15 protein-coding genes are annotated in these 20,625 nt (G+C 61.5%); 2 read left to right on the forward strand and 13 right to left on the reverse strand.

Annotated features, from left to right (window positions below):
- Positions 1–7 precede the first annotated feature (7 nt).
- From CO583_RS03390 to CO583_RS03425, 8 genes are all read right to left on the reverse strand, one after another.
- Positions 8–664 carry a LysE family translocator gene (locus tag CO583_RS03390; RefSeq protein ID WP_043561507.1) on the reverse strand — a complete coding sequence of 219 codons (657 nt, stop codon included), beginning with the start codon at positions 662–664 and terminating at the stop codon, positions 8–10.
- Positions 665–752: 88 nt separating this feature from the next.
- A complete protein-coding gene (rodA, locus tag CO583_RS03395; protein WP_052349127.1) occupies positions 753–1,907 on the reverse strand; it encodes a rod shape-determining protein RodA in 1,155 nt (384 codons plus the stop codon).
- A gap of 16 nt (positions 1,908–1,923) precedes the next feature.
- Positions 1,924–3,759: a penicillin-binding protein 2 gene (mrdA, locus tag CO583_RS03400; RefSeq protein ID WP_227449652.1), complete on the reverse strand. Its 1,836-nt coding sequence runs from the start codon at positions 3,757–3,759 to the stop codon at positions 1,924–1,926.
- A 172-nt stretch (positions 3,760–3,931) separates the two neighbouring features.
- On the reverse strand, positions 3,932–4,498 hold the full coding sequence (locus CO583_RS03405; RefSeq protein ID WP_043560774.1) for a hypothetical protein: 567 nt from the start codon (positions 4,496–4,498) through the stop codon (positions 3,932–3,934).
- 230 nt (positions 4,499–4,728) lie between these two features.
- Complete coding sequence (gene mreC, locus CO583_RS03410; protein ID WP_043560775.1) at positions 4,729–5,661, reverse strand: rod shape-determining protein MreC; 933 nt, start codon at positions 5,659–5,661, stop codon at positions 4,729–4,731.
- Between the two features lie 67 nt (positions 5,662–5,728).
- Complete coding sequence (locus tag CO583_RS03415) at positions 5,729–6,775, reverse strand: rod shape-determining protein (RefSeq protein WP_043560776.1); 1,047 nt, start codon at positions 6,773–6,775, stop codon at positions 5,729–5,731.
- 255 nt (positions 6,776–7,030) lie between these two features.
- The gene (locus CO583_RS03420) at positions 7,031–8,602 is read right to left on the reverse strand and encodes a 2-isopropylmalate synthase (protein WP_043560779.1); all 1,572 of its coding nucleotides are present in this window, start codon (positions 8,600–8,602) and stop codon (positions 7,031–7,033) included.
- A 194-nt stretch (positions 8,603–8,796) separates the two neighbouring features.
- Positions 8,797–9,621, reverse strand: a complete 825-nt coding sequence (locus CO583_RS03425; RefSeq protein ID WP_043561514.1) for an N-acetylmuramoyl-L-alanine amidase — start codon at positions 9,619–9,621, stop codon at positions 8,797–8,799.
- Positions 9,622–10,218: 597 nt separating this feature from the next.
- On the opposite strand from CO583_RS03425, the gene CO583_RS03430 reads away from it, so the two are divergent.
- Positions 10,219–13,017 (forward strand): ribonuclease E/G, encoded by a 2,799-nt coding sequence (locus CO583_RS03430; RefSeq protein ID WP_181005191.1) that lies wholly within the window; start codon positions 10,219–10,221, stop codon positions 13,015–13,017.
- 91 nt (positions 13,018–13,108) lie between these two features.
- Here the strand turns inward: CO583_RS03430 and CO583_RS03435 are convergent, their stop codons facing one another.
- A complete protein-coding gene (locus CO583_RS03435) occupies positions 13,109–13,510 on the reverse strand; it encodes a hypothetical protein (protein WP_052349135.1) in 402 nt (133 codons plus the stop codon).
- Between the two features lie 85 nt (positions 13,511–13,595).
- The gene (xseA, locus tag CO583_RS03440) at positions 13,596–15,047 is read right to left on the reverse strand and encodes an exodeoxyribonuclease VII large subunit (protein ID WP_248630384.1); all 1,452 of its coding nucleotides are present in this window, start codon (positions 15,045–15,047) and stop codon (positions 13,596–13,598) included.
- A gap of 75 nt (positions 15,048–15,122) precedes the next feature.
- On the opposite strand from xseA, the gene purD reads away from it, so the two are divergent.
- Positions 15,123–16,361, forward strand: a complete 1,239-nt coding sequence (gene purD / locus CO583_RS03445) for a phosphoribosylamine--glycine ligase (protein ID WP_248630383.1) — start codon at positions 15,123–15,125, stop codon at positions 16,359–16,361.
- A gap of 81 nt (positions 16,362–16,442) precedes the next feature.
- Here purD and CO583_RS03450 read toward each other — a convergent pair whose 3' ends face one another.
- Genes CO583_RS03450 through polA form a run of 3 tightly spaced genes read right to left on the reverse strand, consistent with a single transcriptional unit; the run spans position 16,443 to position 20,617 of the window.
- Positions 16,443–17,120: an HAD family hydrolase gene (locus CO583_RS03450; RefSeq protein ID WP_103765371.1), complete on the reverse strand. Its 678-nt coding sequence runs from the start codon at positions 17,118–17,120 to the stop codon at positions 16,443–16,445.
- Between the two features lie 18 nt (positions 17,121–17,138).
- Positions 17,139–17,801 carry an SCO family protein gene (locus tag CO583_RS03455; protein ID WP_043561521.1) on the reverse strand — a complete coding sequence of 221 codons (663 nt, stop codon included), beginning with the start codon at positions 17,799–17,801 and terminating at the stop codon, positions 17,139–17,141.
- A 35-nt stretch (positions 17,802–17,836) separates the two neighbouring features.
- Complete coding sequence (polA, locus tag CO583_RS03460; RefSeq protein WP_248630568.1) at positions 17,837–20,617, reverse strand: DNA polymerase I; 2,781 nt, start codon at positions 20,615–20,617, stop codon at positions 17,837–17,839.
- Positions 20,618–20,625 lie beyond the last annotated feature (8 nt).

The following is a 20,625-nucleotide window of genomic DNA, read 5'->3' on the forward strand; positions in this document are numbered from 1 at the left end:
GTCCCTCTCAGTGCGAGGGACTGTCTGTCAGGAATATCTTGGCTCCGAAACCGATGAAGACCAGCCCGGTCAGCCGGTCCAGACGGCGCACCACGACAGGCCTGTTGAAGAACTGTGCCAGCGGGACCGTCAGGGCCACCAGCAGCCCCAGCCATATGAAGGTCAGCACGACCTGGATCACCACCTGCACGAGCGTAAACGCCACCACATCCGTGGCGGGCGGGATGAACTGAGGGAAAAAGGTGATCACGAAAATACCCGCCTTGGGGTTGAGCAGGTCCGTCAGCATCCCACGGCGGAATCCCGGCCAGAAGGCGTTGCGATGTTCCACCCGCCGGGCCTGCTCCGGCCCGGCCTCCGTCGTCAGTGCCATACGGGGGCGCAGAAGCTGGCTGACGCCCATCCAGACCAGATAAACCGCACCAACACATTTGACGACGAAGAACGCCGTGGAAGACGCCGCCAGAAGGGCTGTCAGCCCGAAGGCCGCTGCCAGCCCCCAGAGGCTCAGCCCCACGGCAATGCCAAAAATGGCCCCGATCCCAGCACGGCGCCCATCGGAGGCAGCCGTCCGCAGGACCATGACGGAGTCCAGCCCCGGCGTGATGGTGAAAATTGCCGCTGCGGTCGTAAAAGCCAGCAGGGGAAGAAGCCACTGATGCATAAAAAACAGACACCTGAAAAAAACCGGCCACGATACTCCGCAACCCGACCTCCTCCAGGTGGGGTCTCGGCCCTACGGTTCCAATAGATCAGTCAGGGTCATCCCGATGCACCCAGCTGGAAAGCAGCAGACCGAAACCGAACATCATGGTCAGCATGGCTGACCCTCCATAGGAGATCAGCGGTAGCGGCACGCCTCCCACCGGGATGACCCCCATGACCATGGAGAGATTGACCACGCAATACAGGAAGAAATCCATGGCGATGCCCAGCCCGACCAGCCGGCCAAAGCGGTTCCGACAACGCAGGGCAATCAGCATGCTGCTCAGCAGGATCAGGAACAGTAGCCCGATGACGGCCACACCCCCGACATACCCCCATTCCTCCCCGATCATGGTGAAGATGAAGTCTGTCTGTTTCTCCGGCAGGAAGCTCAGCTGTCCCTGCGTGCCATGCAGGTAGCCTTGCCCCCAGCGCCCACCCGCCCCCAGAGCAATACGGGACTGGAGAATGTTGTACCCTGCCCCCAGCGGATCATGCTCAGGATGCAGAAAGGTATCAATCCGAGCCTTCTGATAATCATGGAGATGATTATAGATGAAGGGCCCCAGAAACGGCAGGGGCGCAACAAGGATGATGATCTGCCACCACCGCATCCCCGCCGCAAAGAACAGTGAAGCCCCGATCACACCAACAATGGTTGCTGTCCCCAGATTGGGCTCCTTCAACACCAGCACGACCGGCAGAAGTGTCAGAAGCGCCGGGATGATGAGCCGCAGCGGATTGCCCATACGGTCCCGCCCGATCCGGTAAAACCATGTTGAAAGCATGAGGACCAGGGCAATCTTGGCAAATTCGGAGGGCTGGAACTGGAAGCCGCCCAGATTGATCCAGCGTTCCGCCCCCTTGCCCACATGCCCCATCTTCAGCACCAGTACCAGGAGCAGGATGGATAGCCCATAAATGGGCACGGAGAGCATCCTCAAGACCCGTGGGCTGGCCAGCGCCACGCCCAGCATCATCAGAAGCCCGAAACAGAAACGGATGAGCTGGGGCTGGGCAAAAGCCTCCGCACGCCCGCCACCGGCTGAATACAGGGCAACATACCCCACACCGGCCAGACAGCAGACCAGCAGAACAAAGAACCAGTTGATCTGCCAGAGCCGGGAGAACATGCGCAGGTTCGGCTCTGCCCGCAGCAGGCGGCGGGCCGTACGGGGAACGGTGAAGTCCTTCAGCGGCATGACGTCCTTCTATCCCTCAGTCATCCAGGCCGTCAGCCCTCGCCACGACCCCCCGGGACAGGGAGGTCCGGCTGGCCGGGTCCCTGATGAGAGTATCCGTCATGATCTGTGCAGCCAGAGGGGCCGCCTCGGTCGCACCCGCATTGCCATGCTCCACCACGACAGACACCGCATAACGGGGATTGTCATAAGGTGCAAAGCAGATGAACAACGCATGAGGACGATACTGCCACGGCAGGTTCATGGAGTTGAAGTGCCCGCTCTCACGCAGGGCTCTCGGCACGTTCCGCACCTGTGCAGAGCCGGTCTTGCCAGCCATCTGTACACCAGGCAGGCTCAACCGGGCAGCCGGAGCCGTGCCCTGTGGCTCATTCACCACAGCAAACATCCCCCCCCGGGCAGCAGCGAGGGCCTCCTTTGCGAAAGGCAGGGGATCCAGAACCGGTGCAATGCCCTGCCCGCTCACCGAGCGCAGAAGATGTGGCTGCACAAACCGCCCCGTTGCCAGACGGGATACATAAGTGGCCAGTGCCAGAGGTGTTGTCTGCACCAGCCCCTGCCCAATACCGGCATTGACGGTATCACCACCATTCCAGTGGTGACCATGGCGACGGCGCATCTCCGGGGTCGGAACGGACCCTGCCCGCATGTGGGGCAGCTCTATCGGCAGCTTCCCATCCAGCCCCAGGAAGGCGGCGGCTTCATGAATCGCCTCCATGCCACAGCGCCGGGCCACCTGATAGAAATAGACATCGCAGGAATATTTCAGTGCCTGATGCAGGTTGATCGACCCATGCCCGTAACGGCTCCAGCAGTGGAAGCGCACGCCCCCCATGTCGTAATAACCCGGACAGGAAAAACGGTCCGACGGGGTGATGGCATGGGCCTTCAGGGCGGCCAGTGCCACGGCAGGCTTGAAAGTGGAGCCCGGCGGATAAAGGCCGGAAACGGCCTTGTCCACCAGCGGCGTGCGCTGGTCGGTGATCAGACTGTTCCACTGTGTCCGGCTGATGCCACCATCAAAAAGGGTCGGGTCGAAAGAAGGTGTGCTGACCAGCCCCATCACCTCGCCATTGCGGCAGTCCATCACCACGGCACTGGCCACACGCTCACCAATCCGCTCCCGGATGCGGGTCTGCAAGGCGCTATCCAGCGTCAGCTCCAGCCGGGCCCCGGGCTGGCCTTCCACACGCTCAAGCTCGCCCATGACACGGCCATGGGCGTTGACCTCCATCTCCACCGTGCCGGGCTGTCCACGCAGATGGCTTTCCTGCGTCTGCTCCACCCCGGCACGCCCCACCTTCATCCCCGGCAGGGCCATGATGCCATCCCGCTGGACATCCGTCTCATTGGGAGGGGCCACATACCCGATGATATGGGACAACAGGTCCTTGAACGGATATTCCCGTGTTGTTCCCACATCGATCAGAACACCGGGCAGGGTCGGAGCATTCAGCCCCAGCCGGGCGACATCATCCCAGGAGAGGAATTCCTTGAGGGTCAGCGGGACGTAACGATGGATATGTTTGCGATCATGCTCGATACGGGCCCGGTCACGGTCATCCAGCGGCACGATCGTAGCAAAGCGGTCCACCACGGCCTGGAGGTCCGTCGTTTCCTCCGTCATGATCAGCGCACGCCAGTTGGGACGGTTGCCGGCAAGCAGCACACCGCAGCGGTCGTAGATCTCACCACGGGCTGGTGCAATCTGGCGGCGGCTGGTCCGGTTGCGGCGTGCCTGCTCCTTCAGCTCATCGCCATGAACGACCTGCATCTGATAGAGATGATGGGCAAGCGTCCCCATGACCCCTGTCTGCGCTGCCAGAAGCAGCAGGGCACGGCGTGTGAACATACCCCCACCGACAGCCTGTTCTTCTGAAAAAGACAGGTCAGCCGCTGGCCCACTTCGTTTCCGAAATGGCGGACGAGTTTCATCACGCCGGAAGAACATCTGCAATATACGCTTAAAAAAAGATTAAGGAAGGAAAACTCAAGGCTTCCACACTTCAGATGGCCATAGTCTATTACAGTCTGTCATGCTTTTCCATAACAGAAAGCCCCCATAAATACAGAACATGCAGAAAGGGATAACTCCCTACAGCGAGAGCCTCCTGAAAAACAATGGGATAGACCGACAGCGCCCCCCGGACCCGGATGACCATCAACACCCAGTCTGTCAGGGCCTCTCCCAGCACAATCAACCCATACAGGCTCCAGGAAAGCAGGAATCCACGACGGGACAGACCAACACGGCAGCCATGAGCCACGCCATAGGCTACCAGCATCCAGAACAGGAGCACGCCGGGCGGATTGGCACTGAAGAACTCGATCACCACCCCACTACAGAACAGCCCGAACAGGGGCATGAAAGCAGGACGGTAAAGCGCCCAGAACCAGACCGTCCCCAGTGTCAGGGCTGTCTGGAGTTCGGTCTGCCCGAGTATGCCAAACGGGGCGGACAACACAAAAGCCAGAACCACCATGATGACACAGGGGGACAGCTTGCGCCGCACACGAACCATCAGCTTGCGCTGCCGTGTTCCCTCCAGCGCCTCATGATCCAGACGCCCCTGCTCCAACCGTAATGCCATAGCCCCGTACCCGTTGCTGCTCCACCGCCCCCGTGCCTTCCCGGAAATAGTGCTCTCTTCTACAGAAAGCAAACCTCCCTGGAGGGCAGATCACGCCTTCGGGGCAGGTTTCATGCCATTACCCGAATCGTGCCACAAATGCCACCTGACCACCTTATAAGGCATTGATGATAACAAACGGCTTAATTTGAGACCGTATATCAGGAACGCCGACCGTCCAGAAAGTACCCTCAGCCGTTCCTGAGAGACGAAAATGGCAGAAAGCGGCGCAGATTCTGCCAATTCGAAGGGGCTTCCCCATCCCGATGATCCGGCAGGAGCGGAGGCTTCTCCCGGACCCTTCCCGCACTGGGTGGGGCCTCCAGGGTAAAGCCACCATCAAAAATACGAACCAGCTCCAGTTTTCCCAGAGCGGCATCAGGGATGACAACCGGCTGCCCTGGCGCCAGATAATGCACATGACCAACGGCAACACCGCCTGTCAGGCCTGTCTGCCCCCGTGTGACGATATGCTCGCCTTCTTCCGGCATGAGGCTCTGATTGTAATACATGAGACGGGGATAAGGCGTGTTGTCGCCAATCATCATGGCATCCCCTCCGCTGCTCTGTAACGTGACGGGAATCCGGCTGGCAGCATCCTCAATCAGCAGCACTCGCACCACATGCGGTCCCACCTCACTGACACGCCCGACAAGCCCGAAAGAATCAACGGCCAGACTTCCCTGCTGCACCCGGTGTTCCCCCACCTGCAACAGAACCGCCCGCAGGTAAGGGCCACTCTCATCCCGAACGACCCATCCGCTGACATAATCCCGGGTATCTTCCGCTCCCCAGTGCAGCACAGCCTTCAGGCGGGCATTTTCCTGCCGAAGAGTCTGGGCCTCACCATGCCAGTAAGCAAGTTTCTGGTTTTCCTGCCGAAGCTGCGCATTGGCGGCCAGCAGGTCCCCCACCCCCTGCAGGGTGATCTGCCATTCATGAAACTGCCGCTGAGGGAACAACAGAACCTGATAGATGGCCCCGGCCTTCTGCGCCGCCGCCATGCGAATCTGTATGGCCCTGCCCGGCCATATCTGCCCGGCCAGAACAGTCCCCACAGCCAGAAAAACCATGACCGGCAGAACAAGCCCGGACAGAAGCTGACGTGTGTGAATGGAGACCATGGCCCGCCTTTTCCCTCCGCTCAGCCCCCGGTCACGGAGGATACCATCCCCCGCCGGAGACCAGGGATCAATACATGCTGCTCAGGACACTGCGGAGCTGCTGCATGTGCTCCAGCGTGCGGCCAGTCCCCACAGCCACGCATGAAAGCGCATTCTCTGCCACGAAAACCGGCAGGCCGGTAGCCTGACGCAGGACATCATCCAGACGCCGCAGCAGCGCTCCCCCGCCGGACAGGACAATGCCCTTCTCCACGATGTCAGCGGCCAGCTCCGGCGGTGTATGCTCCAGCACGGTGGCTACGGCATCAATGATATGCCCGACAGGCTCCTGGAGGGCTTCGGCAATCTGGGCCTCACTGACGGTGATCTCCCGGGGGACGCCATTCAGCAGGTCACGCCCCTTGAGCGGCATGGTCCGCTCTTCCGTCTGTATGTTGGCGTCAAAAGACGCAGCGCCGAGATCAATCTTGATCCGCTCGGCGGAGCTTTCCCCGATCATGAGGTTATAGTTGCGACGGATATAAGCCATGATGGCCTCATCCATCTGGTCGCCACCAACCCGGACAGACCGGGCATAGACAATCCCGCCAAGGGAGATCACGGCAACCTCGGTCGTTCCCCCACCGATATCCACGATCATGCTGCCGGAAGGCTCCGTCACGGCCAGACCGGCCCCAATGGCTGCTGCCATCGGCTCCTCAATCAGATAGACCTTGCGGGCACCAGCACTCTCTGCACTCTCCTGGATGGCACGGCGCTCCACGGCAGTGGAACCGGACGGCACGCAGATGACGATCTGGGAACTGAAGAAGGAACGGCGGTTGTGAACCTTGCGGATGAAATGCTTGATCATCTCCTCCGCACTCTCGAAGTCGGCGATGACACCGTCACGGAGAGGGCGGATGGCCTGAATGTTCCCCGGCGTACGGCCAACCATCAGTTTGGCTTCATTTCCCACGGCCAGGACCTGTCTGCGCCCGCGCACTTCCGTTACAGCGACGACGGAAGGCTCACTCAGCACCACGCCACGCCCCTTGACATAAACGAGGGTATTGGCAGTGCCGAGATCGATCGCCATATCAGCGGAAATGAGCCCCAACAGACGAGAGAACATTCAAAACTCCTGGCCGGATAACCCCGCACGCACGGGGAATGAAAATAAGCAGAACACCACCCACAGCATTCGCCACAAATTATAGAGCCCCACAACAGTTCAGCAAGGCCATATTCCTGCCAGAGACAATATTTTTCGCAGAAAACTCCGCTTCAATTAACATGCGGTAACGTTTCATCCCCACCATGACAGAAGGAAAACAGCAGCCGACATGCAGGCATGGCAGTATCGGCTACCGGTCCCCTTCTCTCATCTTCAGGCAGACATTTCTTCCGGTTCACCCCGCAGACGTTTCACCAGCAGCTTGTTCAGGGCATGGATATAGGCCCGGGCTGCCGAAACGACCGTATCCGGGTCACTCCCCTGCCCGTCCACCAGGCGCCCCCCTTCCTGGAGACGCACGGTCGTACGGGCCTGCGCATCCGTACCTTCTGTCACATTGGCCACGGAGAACAGCGCCAGCGTCGCCTGATGCGGGAAGGCCTCACCGATGGCCCGGAACACGGCATCCACAGGCCCATTGCCCGTGGCAGAGACATGACGGGCCTCACCATCCACCTCGATATCCAGAACGACCTGGGCAGCATGCTGCGTACCGCCCTTCAGTTCCAGCGAGGTCAGACGGACACGCTCATGGTCACGGCTCTCATCATCCACCAGTGCCCGCACATCATCATCAAAAACGATCTTCTTGTGGTCTGCCAGGGTCTTGAAACGCTGGAAGGCCGCATTGACCGTCTCTTCAGTCAGGTCATCATAACCCAGAGCCTTCAGCTTGTCCCGGAAGGCCGCACGGCCGGAATGTTTGCCCAGCACCAGCGAGGTGCTCGTCCAGCCCACGCTTTCCGGCGTCATGATCTCATAAGTCCCGGCATGCTTCAGGATGCCATCCTGATGGATGCCACTCTCATGGGCGAAGGCATTCCGCCCCACGATGGCCTTGTTCGGCTGGACATCGAAGCCCGTGATGGTCGCCAGCAGACGGGACATGCCCAGCAGGCGGGGCGTTTCAATGCCGGTTTCCATGCCATAACGGTCATGACGGGTCCGCAGGGCCATCACGACTTCTTCCAGAGCGGCATTACCAGCACGCTCGCCAATGCCGTTGATCGTACATTCAATCTGTCGGGCACCACCTTCAACCGCTGCCAGCGTGTTGCCAACAGCCAGCCCCAGATCATTGTGGTTGTGCGTGGAGAAAATGACCTGATCCGCCCCCGGCACACGCTCCCTCAGCATATTGAAGATGCGCTCCATCTCATCGGGGGTTGCAAACCCGACCGTATCGGGAATGTTGATGGTCGTTGCCCCGTTGGCAATGGCCGTTTCCACACAGCGGCACAGAAAATCCGGGTCCGTGCGGGATCCATCCTCAGCAGACCATTCCACGTCATCCGTGTAACGGCGGGATTCCTTGTTGCCGAAAGCGATCAGCTCCAACACCCGCTCCGGCTCCATCCGCAGCTTGTACTTCATGTGCAGTGGAGACGTGGAGATGAAGTTGTGGATACGCCCACGCCGTGCGCCCTTGATGGCCCTTCCGGCAGCCTCGATGTCTTTGGCGGCGCTGCGGGCCAGACCACAGATGACGGGGCCATCCACATTATCGGCAATCTGCTTCACGCTCTCGAAGTCTCCTTCCGATGCAGCCGGGAAGCCTGCCTCTATGACGTCAACGCCCAGAGCTGCCAGCGCATGGGCCATCCGCAGCTTCTCGCCCAGATTCATGGAGAAACCAGGGGACTGCTCACCATCACGCAGGGTCGTGTCAAAAATGATGACACGGTTATCGGCAACATGACCAAAGGAAGGATGCTGAAAAGACATAACTACGCTCTAACTCCAGATATCTACGAAAACCCGAAATGGGAAAAAATACCCCTGAACGCAGCAAAGCAACCTGCTCGCCTGTATGGCGTTCAGGGGTTCATAAGTCGTAGAAGGAGGGCGTGAAAAAATGTCATTACCCCTCCACGCTAGCGAGCAATGACAGGGAATGCAAGCGGAACTCTCTGTTTTTTTTACAGCATCCCTTTCCGCTGCCGCAGGAAATAGCCATCAATGGCCTGTTTCATGGCCTGGGTGATCTGCGTACGGTGGGCAGCACGCCGCAGCGCCTGTTCATCCAGATGGTTGGACATGAACCCCATTTCCACCAGAACAGACGGAATGTCTCCAGACTTCAGAACCCGGAAGGCCGCATGGCGGGATGGATGATGCAGGAGCTGGATGCGGTTCTGGAATGACCGGATCACACTGGCCGCCATATGCGCAGACCCCCGGCGCGTCTCTTCACGAACAAGACTGTTGAGTATTTCCTCCACATCCGGCGGCACGTCGGCCATGCCCGGCCCGGCAAAACGGTCGGCACTGTTTTCCGTCTCTGCCAGCAGGGCGGTCTGCCTGTCCGAAGCGTTGCCGGACAGCGTATAGACACTGGCCCCACGCACATCAGACTGATGCAGCGCATCGGCATGCATGGAGATGAAAAGATCCGCCTTGTGCCGATGGGCCAGCTCCACCCGCCCGGCAAGGGGGATGAAACGGTCATCCGTCCGGCTCAGCACCACATCATACCGGCCAGACGCCATGAGAAGCGCGCGCAGCTCCGTTGCTGCAGCCACAGCAATATGCTTCTCATATGTTCCTGAGACACCGATGGCCCCGGGGTCTTTTCCGCCATGGCCGGGGTCCAGCATGATGACGGGTCTGGGCGGTGATGCTCCACGCAATACGGCGGGGGCCTTCCGCAAGCCATGCCGTGCTGCCGCAGCCTTTCCCGCTCCGCCCGCCAGCAGCCCGCTGGCAGCCGCACCAAGAAGATGACGACGTGTCAGCTTTGCCATGGTGATCCTCCTCCCTCTCCGGTCCAGGTCCTGCCTGTCACACCCCATTAGGCGATCATTCCTGCCACGGGAACAATCTTCCTGCTTTCTTTGGTTAACAGCCTGATACAGACAGGAAAAAATGGCTTTATTCTGCCCCTTTCACCACCCCCCAACTACCCACTTGCCATGAAGGCCGATTTAGGCCATTGTCGCTTTGCAGAAGCCCGGATCTCCCATGCATCCCCGCCCCTGACAACGGGCAGGCAGGACAGCATCAGACAGGGCCCGCACATGCAGTACCTTTCGCGCCGTTTGGTGCAGATAGCCCGGGACGGTTGTTCCCGGTGTGCTCACACCCTGGCGGAGACACTGCATCCGAACCACAGGCAGCCTACCCGGATGGCCACACCATCCCCCGGCGGGCTGCGTCAATTCCCGATGGCAGGACCTGCCATCAGCGTGTTTACCAGAGGCTGCAATGCTGTTCTGTGTTATCCAATCTGGCGACCCCCTCAGGGTATCTGCCCGCAAGAGACCGGACCACCTGCCCTCTGCTGACCAAGACAATCGGCGCAGACAGGGCCATGACCCGTGCGCCACGGAGTCCAGTCCTTCATGACAAAGCAGATGCTCATAGACGCCACACACGCCGAAGAAACCCGCGTTGTGGTCATGAACGGCAAGCGCATTGAAGATTATGATGTCGAGACATCAGCGCGCCGTCAGCTCAAAGGCAACATCTACCTCGCCAAGGTCATCCGTGTAGAGCCCAGCCTCCAGGCGGCCTTCGTGGATTACGGCGGCAACCGCCACGGCTTTCTGGCCTTCAGCGAGATCCACCCCGACTATTTCCAGATCCCCGTTGCGGACAGGGAAAAGCTCCTTGCCCTGCAGGAAGAAGAATACGCTGCCGAGCAGCGGGGCCGGGACAGCGATCCAGAGGCTGATGATGACGAAGACAGCCTTCCCGAGGATGACGAGCCCGGCCCGGAGATCGTCAGCGGGGAACATGATACCGGTGAGGAACAGAGCGCCAGCCGCCGCATGGCCCGGTTCCTCCGCAATTACCGCATTCAGGAAGTCATCCGCCGTCGGCAGGTGATCCTTGTCCAGGTTGTCAAGGAAGAACGTGGCAACAAGGGCGCCGCCCTGACGACCTACCTCTCCCTTGCCGGACGATATGGCGTGCTGATGCCCAACGCCCTGCGTGGCGGTGGGGTCTCCCGCAAGATCACCTCCGAAACGGACCGTCGTCGCCTGCGGGACATTGTCGGCAAGCTGGACCTGCCCCGGACGATGGCCATGATCATCCGCACGGCCGGTGCAGGCCGCCCGGAAGCGGAAATCACCAAAGACTGCGACTACCTTCTCCAGCTATGGGACAACATCCGCAACCACGCCCTCTCCTCCATCGCCCCGGCGCTGATCTATGAGGAAGCAAGCCTGATCAAGCGGGCCATCCGGGACCTGTTCACCCGTGATATCGAGACCGTACTGGTGGATGGGGAAGAGGCATGGAAAAACACGAAGGAATTTGCCCGCCTGCTGATGCCCCACAATGCCAGCCGCATCCGCATGTGGCAGAACAGGGGGCAGAATCTCTTCGCCCATTATCAGGTGGAGAGCCACCTGGAGGCCATGTTCTCACCGACGGTAAAGCTGGAATCCGGCGGATATCTCGTCATCAACCAGACTGAAGCTCTGGTGGCCATTGACGTCAACTCCGGCAAGTCCACCTCCCAGCGCAATATCGAGGAAACCGCCCTCCGCACCAATCTGGAAGCGGCCGAGGAGGTCGCCCGCCAGCTGCGCCTGCGTGATCTGGCCGGGCTGATCGTGATCGACTTCATCGACATGGAAAGCCGCCGCCACAACAGCCAGGTGGAAAAGCGCCTCAAGGATGCCCTCCGGGTGGACCGTGCCCGCATCCAGCTGGGCCGCATCTCCCATTTCGGCCTGCTGGAAATGTCCCGGCAGCGTCTGCGCCCCTCCATTGCCGAGAGCATGCTCAGCCCCTGCCCGCACTGTCAGGGTACCGGCTTCATCCGGGGTGTGGAAAGCATGGCCCTCCAGGTCCTCCGCAGCGTGGAGGATGAAGCCAGCCGCCGTCGCTCTTCGGACATTATCGTCCATGTCAGCCCCAGCATCGTTCTTTACATGCTCAACAGCAAACGGGCTGCCATCAGCCAGCTTGAACAACGGCATGACATGACCATCCGTTTCGAAAATGACGACAGCCTGCCGGAAGGCGAGCTCCGCATCGAACGGCTGGCCGCACGCCAGAAACCCTCCCGTGAGGACAGCCCTGTCAACACGGTCCGTACGATCGACATCACGGAAGGGGCTGCCCCTGCAATGGAAGCCAGCCTGCCAGCCGAGGCCGAAGATACCCGGGACGAACAGGAAACGGGCAGTGAAAGCATCTCCCGTCGCCGCCGCCGCCGCCGTGGTGGACGTCGCCGCAACGAGCAGGAGACCCGGGACGAAACGGCAGAGACCAGCCTGCAGGAGGCGAGCCCCGCAGCGCCAGAGGCTGACAGCACGGCAGATACCAATGATGACCAGGCTCTCATGCCCGGTCGTCGCCGGACAAGGACACGGCGTGTCACGACCGCCGCTCCGTCTGCTCCAAGCCACCGTGAGGAAGAGACCGAGCAGCCCAGCCGCCGCCGTGAACGCCCGGCATCCCGTCGCCGCCCGGCACGCCATCAGGATGAACCGGCCCCCAGTCAGGCATCTTCTGGCTATCAGGGACCAACACCGGCCAATCCCTTCCAGGGGGCTGGCATCGACATCTTCGACATGATGGAACAGCAGGAGGCCCGCCTGAGCGGACGTGCTGAAGCCCCTCCTGCCACAGAAGAAGAACCTGCCGTTTCCTCCCGCCCCCACAGGCAGCCCGTGGAAACGGGAAGCCCTGCAGAAGGGGATGATGAAAAACCGGCCCGTCGCACCCGTACCCGTCGCCGCCCGGCTACACGCAGCCGCATCGTGGTGGACGAAGAGCAAGAAGAGGACGACAATCGTGTCGTGAAGATACCGGCCCGTCCAGTCGATCCTGCCGAAGCTGAAGAGGAAGCCGCTCGTCGTCAGGCGCGCCGCCCCCGTCCCCGCCGCCGCCCGGCACGGAACGAAACGGCAGAAGCGGACGCTGCCCCGGCTGCGGAAGAGGCGCCTGTTTCTGTCGCTGAAACCGGTGTGGACAATGAGACACCAACCGAGACAGAGGCAAAACCAGCCCGTCGGCGGCGCCCAGCTCGCCGCAAAAAGGCGGACACGGCAGAAGAGGCCCCTGTAGCAGCCGCCCCCAAGGCTGAGGACACAGCCCCGGTCGAGAATGTGGCAGCACCGCAGCCTGTCAATATCGATGAGGCAAAGCCCAAAAAGCGGCGTGTCGGCTGGTGGAAGCGCTAAAGGCGCCTCCTCCCCCTCCCATCGGAGCCCATGAAAAAGGGCGGCCAGATCACTCTCTGGCCGCCCTTTTCACATCCACACAAATATGATGTTAGCGACAGACGCTATTGTTGCCATCCTCCGCAATGAACGTCCCCGTCAATGGCTGGAAGCAGGCATTACGGGTACAGCTGTTGCCTGTAGCCAGACTGCGACCATAGATTTCGCTCCCCGTACTGGCCTGCTCACGCAGGGCCGTACCACAAAGCGGTGTATTGACGGGAGCAGATGGCAGGTTCGTCTTCATCTGTGGTGAGGACGAACTGTCCCCGCTCCCCCCACCAGACGGCGCCCCGGCAAAGCTCTGGATGGCCGGATGTTGCGCTGCCTCGACCTGCCGGGCTGTTGGCTGGCTGCTACAGCCTGCCAGGACACTCCCTGCCACAAGAAGCAGGCCACAGCCCAGTCTCTGCAAGCCACATCTGTGGCGGCCCCTCGCAATGTTACGCACCATATCCCTCCTCCACATCCTCATGGATGTCCTGTCCTTCCTCGGGACGCCATGATGGCTCCCGGGGCTCCGAAATCTCCTGTGCAGACTATCTGCGGCCTTCATCCGGGTCCAGCCGGGCCTGCCGGACACCATCCGCAAAGGAAAGCTGCACATGGCTCCCCACTGGCAGGGCAGCGGATGATGTCACGGCATGACCTGCCTCATCCTGCACCAGAACATAGCCCCGTTCCAGAATGGCGAGGGGTGAGACGGCCTTCAGATGCCGGGCCACCCCTTCCAGCCTCGTCCGCTGGAGGGCAAGCCGGGACTGCACCGTCTCCAGCCGCAATGGCGCCCGCAGCAGACGCATCTGGCAGCCATCCAGATACCGCTCCCAACCAGACTGCAACCGCCCGGCCTGTGCCTCCACGAGGCCACGCCGCTGCCCCATGACGGTCTCCACGGCGGGCAAATGATAGGCAGCCTGCCCCAGCCGGGCACGGGCACGCATCACAAATCCCGGCAGGGCCAGCTCCAGCCTCTGGGCACGATCATCCAGCCGCATCCGGGCTGTGTCCAGAAGCCCCGGAAGGTCCGGCATCCGGGCCACCACGGCCTGGAGCCGCAGCCCCTGCCGCTGCAATATCCCCGCCAGACCACCAGAAAGCCGTGCCGCCCGATGGGCGAGGTCCGCCATCAGCTCGGACCGCAGGGGCACCGCCATTTCAGCGGCGGCAGTCGGTGTGGGGGCCCGACGGTCGGCAGCGTAATCAACGAGGGTCGTATCCGTCTCATGCCCCACGGCAGAAATCACCGGCAGGGGGCAGGCCGCCACGGCCCGTACCACGGCTTCATCATTGAAGGCCATCAGGTCCTCCAATGAGCCACCACCACGGGCCACGATCAGCACATCAGGCGGATTGGGAAGGTTCCCCATGGCCTGCACGGCATGGGTGATCTGACGGGCTGCCCCTTCCCCCTGCACTGCCACGGGCCAGAGCAGGACATCCCGCGGGAAACGGCGGGATATGGTCGTGCAGATGTCGTGCAGCACCGCCCCGGACCGGGACGTCACCACCCCCACGCAACGGGGCAGGAACGGAATGGGCTTCTTGCGCCCCTGATCGAACAGCCCCTCATCCCGCAGGCGGACACGCAGGGCTTCGATCCGGGCCAGAAGGGCACCTTCCCCTGCAAACTCCATGCTGTCGATGATGAGCTGATAGTTTGAGCGTTCGCCATAGGACGAAATCTTCCCGGTGGCGATGACCTCCGTTCCATTCTCCGGCACCATCCCCAGCCGGGAAACGTTCCCCCGCCAGATGACACCCGATATCTTCCCGCCCTCATCCTTGAGGGAGAGATAGACATGACCGGAAGCATACCGCTTCATCTCCGTGATCTCGCCACGGACACGTACCCGCCCGAAGGTGCCTTCCAGCACACGTTTGATCGCCGAGGAAATGGCTCCTACGGAATATTCCGGTATGTTGCTGCTCCCCGGCCCCGTACCGCCCTGCGGCCCGGCGGGAGAAAGAAGGCTCTCTCGTTCCATCATGCGGCCATTCTATGCTAAATGGCAGATGACGTGAAAGCGGCTATCTGCATCACACGAGATATAAAAGGAAACAGGATGCGCGTACTTCTGGTGGGTTCAGGTGGGCGGGAACATGCCCTTGCCACAGCCATTGCCCGGTCCCCTCTGCTGGACACACTCTTTGCCGCCCCCGGCAACCCCGGCATGGCAGCCTGCGCACGCTGTGTTCCCATTGCGGCTGATGACATTGCCGGTCTTGTCGAGTTCGCCCGGAAGGAAAAGATCGACCTCGTCGTACCGGGGCCAGAAGTCTCCCTCGTGGCAGGGCTGACCGATGCCTGCCAGAAAGCGGGTATCGCCTGCGCTGGCCCCTCCCAGGCTGCCGCCGCTCTGGAAGGCAGCAAGGCCTTCACCAAGGAAGTGGCCGATGCTGCCGGTATCCCCACCGCCCGCTGGCAGCGTTTCGACGCCAGCAGCAGCAAGGAGGCCGCCAAGTCCTACGTCCGTGAACAGGGTGCTCCCATCGTCATCAAGGCGGATGGTCTGGCCGCCGGCAAAGGCGTGGTCGTGGCCCAGAGCGTGGATGAGGCTCTGGAAGCCATCGACCGCCTCGGCCTGCCGCTGGTGATCGAGGAATGTCTTGTCGGACGGGAAGTGTCCCTCTTCGCCTTCTGTGCGGATGACAAAGCCAGCCTGATCGGGGCTGCACGGGACCACAAGCGGGTCGGTGATGGCGATACCGGGCCAAACACCGGCGGCATGGGAGCCATCTGCCCGCCACCGGATTTCGACCGGGCGGCGCAGGAAGCCGCACTGGACCTCACGGTCCGCCCGATGCTGGCCGAGATGGTCCGCCGGGGCACGCCGTTCCGTGGCGTCATCTTTGCTGGCCTGATGCTGACGGAAGAAGGGCCGAAGCTGATCGAATACAACGTGCGCTTTGGTGACCCGGAAGCACAGGCCCTGCTCATCCGTCTGGAAAGCGACCTTCTCCCTGCCCTCAAGGCTCTGGCGGAAGGCACGCTGTCCGAGGACAGCATCCGTTTCTCGGACAAGCCGTCCATTTCTCTGGTGCTGGCCGCCAAGGGATACCCGGATGCGCCCGTCAAGGGCGGTGTCATTTCCGGGCTGGACCGGACGGAACAGCTGCCCGGCGTGTCCGTCTTCCATGCGGGAACGAAACAGGATGGCGACCGGCTTCTGGCCAATGGCGGGCGTGTCCTGACCATCTGCGCCACGGGTCCCACGGCAGCCAAGGCACGCTCCCGGGCCTATGAAGCTGCTGCGACCATCCAGTGGGATGACAAGATGCTCCGCAGCGACATCGGGCTGTAAGATTTTCCGCACCTGCAAAACAGGCCCGGCCCATGAAAATGAGCCGGGCCTGTTCCGTATGAACCTGTCCGCCGAGTTCTGTCAGCTTTCCGTTTCTGACAGCAGATTCGGCAGTTCCCACAAGCTGTCAAACTGATAGGTAGGTTTCATCTCCCTGCAAACCTCTGCCACACCGTGACCGTAACTGGCCCAGCAGACATCCATGCCAAGGGTCTGGGCAAACCCGATATCCGCTGTCGTATCACCCACCATGAGGCACTGCTCCGCCCCCCAGCCCGGCAGCATATGGGCCAGACGCTGCGTGAAAACCTCCTTCTCCGGCTTGCGGGGCAGCCCCTCTTCAGCACCGATGGACGCCTCAAAAAACGGCTCCAGCTGAAACCGGGCAAGGCTGTGCCGCAGGGTCGGACCGTGCTTGTTGCTTACGGCAATCATCCTGTAGCCCCGCCCCTGGAGAATCTGGAGCACCTCATGGGCTCCGTCATACAGATAGGTTTCTTCCTCATCCGCCTGGGCATAACGCTGGCGGTAGGCAGCCACATAACGCTGGGCCTCATCCATGGATGCCCCTTCATCCACAATGCTCTGATAGAACCCCTGTAGCGCATCCCCCTTACCCAGCCGCTCCTTCAGGTAGGAACGGGGCGGTGGCGTCCGGCCAATATCCGTGAAGGCCTCCTCCAGACTCCGCAGGATGGCAGGGCGGGTCTCGGCCAAAGTGCCGTCATAATCCAGCAGAAGAATGGGGTAACGTAGCATGTGGGCTCTTCCTTGCTCTCAATTCTGTCCTGAACGGGCCATGATCTGTTCCAGACCCGCCGTCAGACCAGCTGCATCATCCGTCACGGGCAGCGTGTCAGCGTAATGACCTTCCGGTGTCATGACCACAAAAGATGGAGCCGACTGATAGTAACTCTGCCCCGGCTCCAGCGCATAGGGCGCATGGTAGAGGCGTGTCATGGCCTGTGTCATGTTCGGGGTCGCAAAGACCGGGAAGATGTGCGGGGCTACGCCCATCACATAGTCCTTCAGCGTGTCCGGGTCTTCCGCCCGGGCATCCAGCGAGACGACCAGAGGCAGGACAGGCTGGCCTTTCTGCTTCATCGTCACGAGGGTCTGGTCCAGAGCCTTGAGCGGAGGCTGGCAGCGTTCCGGCGGGCAGCGTGGGTCCACAAACCAGACGACCGTCCATGAGCCCCGGAAATCACCTTCCGTCACCATGCCACCACCAAGGGAAAAGACCCGGAAGGAGCCGCCCACCACATTGCCCTGTGCGTGAACCCGTGCCCCTTCATCCGCCCCTGTGGAGAGCCAGTAACCACCATAGCCCAGCAGCCCTGCCAGCAGGATCAGCCCCAGAACGACCAGGCCGGCCCGACGGACGACTGTTTTCTTCGGGTCAGTTTCCGGGCCTGCCCCGGTCTTCGAACGGTCCGTCATGTCTGTTCCTGTCTCCTCATTCCTGTCCGGCTGCATCAGTGCGCCTCAGCCCAGTTCTGGCCAAGCCCCGTTTCCACGGAGAGGGCCACATCCAGCCTGGCCACAGATTCCATGACCTCCCTCACGAGGGCCGCCGTCTCCTCAGCCTCGGCTTCCGGGACTTCAAAAAGCAGCTCATCATGTACCTGAAGCAGCATCCGGGCCTTCAGCCCGGCCTCGGCCAGACGGTCCGGCAGGGTGACCATGGCCTTCTTGATGATGTCCGCCGCTCCACCCTGCAGGGGAGCATTGATGGCCTGACGCTCGGCATAGGACCGCTGCGCTGCCTGCTTTGCCGTGATTCCCGGCACATAACAGCGGCGACCGAAGGGGGTCAGCACATAGCCCTTCTCCCGGGCCTCTTCCTTCATCTTTTCCATATAATCCCGGATACCGGGATAGCGGTCGAAATAGGCCTCGATATAGCGTCTGGCCTCACCCTGCGGCACCTGAAGCTGCCGGGCCAGCCCGAAGGCTGAAATGCCGTAAATGATGCCGAAATTGATGGCCTTGGCCCGTCGCCTTGTCAGCGGGTCCATCTCTTCCAACGGGATGCCGAACACTTCAGACGCCGTGCGGGCATGGATGTCCTGCCCGTGACGGAAGGCATCCAACAGTGGCTCAATCTGCGCCACATGGGCCAGAAGGCGCAGCTCGATCTGGCTGTAATCGGCAGACAGAAGCCTGTACCCCGGAGCCGCCACGAAAGCCTGACGGATGCGTGCCCCCTCCTCCGTGCGGATGGGAATGTTCTGGAGGTTCGGCTCGTTGGAGGAGAGACGCCCCGTGGTCGTGGTCGTCATCTGGAAGGTCGTATGCACACGCTGGGTCTTCGGGTCCATCAGCTTGAGCAGCGCATCCGCATAGGTGGATTTCAGCTTGGCCAGACGCCGCCAGTTCAGGATTGCCGTTGGCAGATCATGGCCCTGCTCGGCCAGCTCTTCCAGCACACGGGAATCCGTTCCCCACGAGCCCGTTTTGGTGCGCTTGCCACCGGGAAGGCCCATCTCATCAAACAGGATTTCCCCCAGCTGCTTGGGCGACCCGATGTTGAAGGGCCGCCCCGCCCGATCATGAATCCCCTGTTCCATCTCCGCCATGCGGATGGCGAAATCCTCCGACAGGCGGCGCAGCTCATCGGCGTCCACCCGCACGCCAGCTTCCTCCATGCGCTCCAGAACGGTGATGAGCGGGCGTTCCATTTCCTCATACAGGGCCGCCGCCTTCTGGCGGGGCAGCGTCACACGCAGCACCTCCCAGAGGCGCAGCGTCACGTCGGCATCTTCCGCTGCATAGGCAGTCGCTTTATCCAGCGGCACCTGCGTGAAAGGCACCCGGTTGCGCCCCTTGCCCGTCACGTCATCATAGGGAATGGGGGTATGATCCAGATGCAGGCGAGAGAGTTCATCCATGCCCTGCCCGTGCGCCCCGGCGGACTGGGCGTAGGACAGCAGCATTGTATCATCCAGCGGGGCAATGACCTCCAGACCGGCCTGCCGCAGGATGGTAAGGTCATATTTTGCATTCTGGAAAATCTTCAGGACGGCCTCATCGGCCATCAGCGGGGCCAGCTGATCCAGCGTTGCCTTCACGTCCAGCTGGTCGCCCACGGGAGCTTCCAGCGTGCCTTCATGACGGAACGGCACATAACAGGCCCTGCCCGGAGCCACGGCCAGAGACAGGCCAACAATTTCGGCCGTGCGGGCGTTCAGGCCGGTTGTTTCCGTATCCACGGCCACACGTCCTGCGGCACGGGCGGCGTCGATCCACCGGGCCAGCGTGTCCCTGTCCGTGACGGTCTCATAGGGACCGAAAGGAGCCTCACTGCGGGGTATCTCCCCGACATCCTGCCCCTCTGCCGCAGCTGAAGCCGGGCTGGCCTCGGGCCTGCGCTGTGCCGGGTGGCGGGCCTTGCCGCCAAAACCCATGCGCTGGAGAATGGAAGAGAACCCCATGCTCTCCAGCCAGCTCCGCAACGTTTCGGCGTCCGGCTCACGGGGCCGCAGCTCATCGACAGGTGTCGGCACGGCCACATCATCCGCCAACAGGACAAGCTGCCGGGAGATGCGGGCACCTTCGGCGTGATCGATCAGATTCTGCCGCCGCTTGGAAGGCTTCATCCCGGGGGCTGCGGCCAGAACGGCCTCCAACGATCCATATTCATTGATCAGCTGCGCCGCTCCCTTGGGGCCGATGCCCGGCACGCCCGGTACGTTGTCGGTGGAATCCCCCATGAGGGCCTGCACATCCACCACCTTGTCCGGCGTGACGCCAAACTTGGCTTCAACCTCGGCCAGACCGATGGGCTTCTGCTTCATCGGGTCTTTCAGGGAGACACCGGGGCGGACAAGCTGCATCAGGTCCTTGTCTGACGAGATGATGGTGCAGCTGCCGCCCTGCTCCACGACCAGGCGGGCATAGGTCGCCAGCAGGTCATCCGCCTCCCAGCCCGGCAGCTCGATGGCCGGAATCCCGAACTGGTCGGTTGCCTGACGGATGAGGTCGAACTGGGGGCGCAGGTCTTCCGGCGGTTCGGGGCGATGGGCTTTATAATCGGGGTAAATGTCGTTACGGAATGTCCTGCGGCCTGCATCGAAGATCACGGCCATCGGCTGACCTTCATGCTCCTTGATGAGCCGGGAGAGCATGTTGGTGAAGCCATAGACGGCATTGACGGGCACACCCTCCGGGCTGCTCATGGGAGGAATGGCAAAGAAGGCACGGAAAATGAACCCCGAACCATCCACCAGAACCAGATGTGTGTTTTCTGACGTCACGCCGTCTT

Origin of the sequence: Parasaccharibacter sp. TMW2.1882, assembly GCF_023337635.1 — a bacterium.
Classification (GTDB): Bacteria; Pseudomonadota; Alphaproteobacteria; order Acetobacterales; family Acetobacteraceae; genus Bombella; species Bombella apis.

Bases quoted from the DNA above. Each gene is read 5' to 3' on its own strand.
- CO583_RS03390 (WP_043561507.1), bottom strand. From the start codon at position 664: ATGCATCAGTGGCTTCTTCCCCTGCTGGCTTTTACGACCGCAGCGGCA.
- rodA (WP_052349127.1), bottom strand. From the start codon at position 1,907: ATGCCGCTGAAGGACTTCACCGTTCCCCGTACGGCCCGCCGCCTGCTG.
- mrdA (WP_227449652.1), bottom strand. From the start codon at position 3,759: ATGTTCACACGCCGTGCCCTGCTGCTTCTGGCAGCGCAGACAGGGGTC.
- CO583_RS03405 (WP_043560774.1), bottom strand. From the start codon at position 4,498: ATGGCATTACGGTTGGAGCAGGGGCGTCTGGATCATGAGGCGCTGGAG.
- mreC (WP_043560775.1), bottom strand. From the start codon at position 5,661: ATGGTCTCCATTCACACACGTCAGCTTCTGTCCGGGCTTGTTCTGCCG.
- CO583_RS03415 (WP_043560776.1), bottom strand. From the start codon at position 6,775: ATGTTCTCTCGTCTGTTGGGGCTCATTTCCGCTGATATGGCGATCGAT.
- CO583_RS03420 (WP_043560779.1), bottom strand. From the start codon at position 8,602: ATGTCTTTTCAGCATCCTTCCTTTGGTCATGTTGCCGATAACCGTGTC.
- CO583_RS03425 (WP_043561514.1), bottom strand. From the start codon at position 9,621: ATGGCAAAGCTGACACGTCGTCATCTTCTTGGTGCGGCTGCCAGCGGG.
- CO583_RS03430 (WP_181005191.1), top strand. From the start codon at position 10,219: ATGACAAAGCAGATGCTCATAGACGCCACACACGCCGAAGAAACCCGC.
- CO583_RS03435 (WP_052349135.1), bottom strand. From the start codon at position 13,510: ATGGTGCGTAACATTGCGAGGGGCCGCCACAGATGTGGCTTGCAGAGA.
- xseA (WP_248630384.1), bottom strand. From the start codon at position 15,047: ATGATGGAACGAGAGAGCCTTCTTTCTCCCGCCGGGCCGCAGGGCGGT.
- purD (WP_248630383.1), top strand. From the start codon at position 15,123: ATGCGCGTACTTCTGGTGGGTTCAGGTGGGCGGGAACATGCCCTTGCC.
- CO583_RS03450 (WP_103765371.1), bottom strand. From the start codon at position 17,120: ATGCTACGTTACCCCATTCTTCTGCTGGATTATGACGGCACTTTGGCC.
- CO583_RS03455 (WP_043561521.1), bottom strand. From the start codon at position 17,801: ATGACGGACCGTTCGAAGACCGGGGCAGGCCCGGAAACTGACCCGAAG.